The sequence below is a fragment of the Nitrospira sp. BLG_2 genome (assembly GCF_049222245.1).
The window spans coordinates 1-3948 of the sequence record NZ_JBLYIG010000470.1; the positions used below are offsets into that span (position 1 = coordinate 1).

The following is a 3948-nucleotide window of genomic DNA, read 5'->3' on the forward strand; positions in this document are numbered from 1 at the left end:
AGCACCATGATGATATCGGCCCCCAACGCCTCTTCGATTTCCATCGCCTTTTCCGGAGTAATGAAGTGTGTCGACCCATCGATGTGAGATTGAAACGTGGCGCCCTCATCGGTGATTCCGCACAACTTCGCTAAACTGAAAATCTGAAATCCGCCGCTGTCGGTGAGGATCGCTCCCGGCCAGCCGGTAAAGGCATGAAGCCCTCCCATGTCGGCCACGACCTTGTGACCAGGGCGCAAGTACAAATGATAGGCATTATTGAGCATGAGTCGAAACCCCAGACTCTCCAGGTCTCCTGGTTCGAGCCCCTTGACCGGCCCCAACGAGCCAACCGGCATAAAGGCCGGTGTTTTGACCTCTGCGTGGCCGGTCGTGAGCAGGCCGATGCGGCCCTTGGAGTGTCGGTCAGATTGTTGGATTTGGTACTGCATCTCTTCTAAGGGATCGAGCCGCTACATGTGGTCAGGCGCTGAAATGCCGAGCACCTCGAGCCCGTTTCTGAGAATGTGCTGGACCCCGCCCATCAAGACCAGTCGCGCCGCGGTCCGTTTCGGGGTGAGCGCTTCGGCAGGAGCCGGCTCGCCATGCTCCTGATCCGTCGCAGGAGGCAACACACGATGTTTGTTATAAAACGTATGCAGCTGCGCCGCCAATTGCTGAAGATAATACGTCACCCGATGCGGTTCAAAGGCCAACGCGCTGGCTTGGATCATTTCAGGGTACGCGGAAAGTTTTTTAATCAGCCCCAATTCATCGGGATCAGTCAACACAGTCAGGTCGGTCTCCAGTGCGGACGGGCGGGCCACTCCTCTTTCGGCGGCCACGCGCCAAAGGCTGCAAATCCTCGCATGGGCATATTGGACGTAGTACACCGGATTGTCGGCCGACCGTTGCTTCGCCAATTCCAGATCGAACTCCAGATGAGTCTTGGAATCCCGCATTAAAAAATAGAACCTCGCGGCGTCGGCTCCGACCTCGTCGATGACTTCCCGCATCGTAATAAATTCCCCTGTCCGCTTGGACATCTTCACTTCGACTCCATCCCGCAACAGCTTCACCAACTGGACCAACACAACCTGGAGACGATCTTGGGGATGTCCATATGCCTGCATGACGGCTTGCATGCGTGGGATATACCCATGGTGGTCGGCGCCGAAAACATCGATCAATAGATCGTAGCCGCGCTTCAGCTTGTCATGGTGGTAGGCGATATCGGACGCCAAGTACGTATACTCACCGTCCTGCTTCTTGACGACACGGTCTTTTTCGTCGCCGTACAGGGACGCCCGAAACCACCATGCCCCCTCCTGTTGGAACAGGAGGTCGCGGGCTTTCAATTCGTCCATGGCCCGCTCGATGGCTTTGGACTCTAGAAGCGATGCTTCGCTGAACCAGGATTGGATCTCGATCCCAAATGACTGAAGGTCCTCACGGATCAGCCCCAGCAGTTTCTGGTAAGCCAGAGATCGGCAGCGCGCCTCAAGGTCGGCAGGAGTCAGTTCGCCGGCTACGAGGTCGAGTTGGTCCTTGAGCTGTTGTGCCACGGATGTGATGTACGAACCATGGTAACCATCCTCAGGGAACTCGACAGTCCGCCCCGACAACTCTTGATAACGGGCATAAACAGACGCCCCCAACAATTTCATCTGCCGCCCTGCGTCGTTAATATAGTACTCTCCCACGGCATCGTATCCGATCGCATCCAATAGCCGGACGATCGCATGCCCGACCGCCGCCCCTCGGCCATGGCCGACATGCAATGGGCCGGTCGGATTGGCGCTGACATACTCAACCAACACTCGCCGGCCGGTTCCGACAGCCGTCCGGCCATAGTGAGCACCTTGCGACTCGATTTCACGGAGAACTTCCTGCCAGAGAGCCGGTTTCACTGTAAGATTCAAGAAACCGGGACGGACGATCTCAACACGATCAAACAGCTGTTCTCTCTGAGGAATGTTTTCCACGATGATTTGGGCGATATCATGAGGGGCTTTGTGCTCAGAGGAGGCCAAAGACATCGCCACCGTTGAAGCGAGATCTCCCCACTCCGGTCGTTTGGGCGCGTCAAGAGTAAGCGTTGGCCAAGTCGCCGTCTTCAACTGCCCTTTTAGCCTTGCACCATTGAGGGCGCCGAGTAGGGCCGTTGTTACCCGCTCTTGCACGAGTCCTTGAGACACGACAATCCTCTAAGTCCTTACCAAAGAAAGGAAATTAACGCGCCACTGTATCACATGGGATTGGAGTGAGACAAGGCGGTTCGCGTGGAATTACGAGGGTTTGCACTGCTCCTCCCTATTGCAAATTTCGATTCCATGAGAATTTCTTCGATCGGGACTTGAAGACAGGGCTTCTCCGCACACTTTTTAACTGTTTCCCATGACTCACAGATACAGGGCGAGCCGCGCAGGATCGCCACATGGCTACCACGTGGAGCCCACCGCTCGGGGTCTGTAGGACCGAATAGAGCAATCGTCCGTACACCCAATAAAGCAGACAAATGGGTCACTCCCGAATCATGACCGATATATAACGTGACCTGCGCAAGCACGCCGGCAAGTTGGGAAAGATCAAGGTCCTTGAGAACGAATGGCGGCTTACTCACATACTGCAGAGCATGGCCCACGGCATCCTGATCCGCCGGCCCCTCCAAAACTAATGGACACATCCCTCCTAACCATAACTGTTCGATCAACAAGGCCACTCTTCTGGGCCCAAGGCACTTGTGAACACTCCCACTCCCCGGATGTATAAGAGCCAGCGATTGATCGCGGGAGATCAGGGTCTGAAGATAGTCTTTACCACGCTTCAAGAGATGCGGGGGGGCTGGGACCGTTCCCTCTGGAGAAATATCTCCAGCCGTTTCCCCCAGCGTCTCAAGAAAGCGGTTGCTCTGATGCTTCGCGCGTAACTCCGGGGAAAATGGCGACTGAATCCGAATCTGCGCTACGCCCACATCCTGAAATAGGGAACGAAGAGAGCCATCGTTATCCTCCGTCCAGACCACAGCCAAATCACACCGGCTCACCCTAGATTGCAATTCCCCGGAGAGGGACACCGTTTCTGAAAATAATCCCAGGCACATTTGCCCTTCCAATGGAATCCAATCGTCAATCAACCCACACTCCGACAGGAGTCGACTTACGGACGCAGAAGCGACGAGTACGATCTCATGTTTGGGAAATCTCACGCGCAGACTCCTCATCGCGGGGACGGCCAACAGGACATCGCCAAGAGCACCGGGGTGAAGGATAAGGATGGTACGCTTCACAGATTTCCCCATAACACTACGACTCGAGACCCGTACCGGCATCGTGCTCATGCACTGATCGAGCCTGTTCTAAATCGGACGGCGTATTGATGTTGAACATGGAACGCCCATCGTGGTCGATTCGCCTGATCTCCCTTTCGTCAATCAATCGCACGCGAAGAGCCGAGTGATCCATCATGCTGTGGATCTTTTTATTGCGGACTTTTATCATTTCCTCAATAACTGGCAGGCAGTTTCGTCCATATACTGCATGGGTTGGCTGCGGACGAGTCTCCCACCGGCTGATAACAATATCAGCCTCGTCTTTCAGGCGAACCATATGCCGAATGACATCAGGGTTGAGGAATGGCATATCACAGGCCGCAAGAAAGATATGCTGAGTTTTCGCCCATCGAAGGCCCGTGTATAATCCGCCAAGGCTACCGCAATCCGGAATACGATCTCGGATCACCGGCACTTCTACTTGTAGCGAAGGACTATCCTGAGCGATGACAACGCAAACCTGGTCAAACAATTCGTTGAGGATATGGCAGCTCCGTTCAAGGAGAGTCCGCTGGCCGACAAGGACAAATCGCTTGTCCTCTCCCATCCTTCTACTCTTTCCGCCGGCCAGCAGTACGCCTGTCACATCGATGATCATGAGCACCTGACCTGTGGGGAAAAAAAAGAGGGGGTAGGTC

Annotated in this window: 4 protein-coding genes; all 4 read right to left on the reverse strand. The window is 54.9% G+C overall.

Annotation, left to right across the window (positions count from 1 at the left end):
• The coding region (locus ACOSYY_RS12775; RefSeq protein WP_421662840.1) for a tRNA-guanine transglycosylase at nt 1-431 on the reverse strand (431 nt) is incomplete at its 3' end.
• A 21-nt stretch (nt 432-452) separates the two neighbouring features.
• Entirely contained in the window at nt 453-2177 is a 1725-nt protein-coding gene (argS, locus tag ACOSYY_RS12780; protein ID WP_421662841.1) for an arginine--tRNA ligase, read from the reverse strand.
• A gap of 50 nt (nt 2178-2227) precedes the next feature.
• Nucleotides 2228-3268, reverse strand: a complete 1041-nt coding sequence (locus ACOSYY_RS12785) for a glycosyltransferase family 9 protein (protein WP_421662842.1) — start codon at nt 3266-3268, stop codon at nt 2228-2230.
• A gap of 16 nt (nt 3269-3284) precedes the next feature.
• Nucleotides 3285-3948, reverse strand: a 664-nt coding sequence (mobA, locus tag ACOSYY_RS12790) for a molybdenum cofactor guanylyltransferase (RefSeq protein ID WP_421662843.1), incomplete at its 5' end; no start/stop codon positions are given.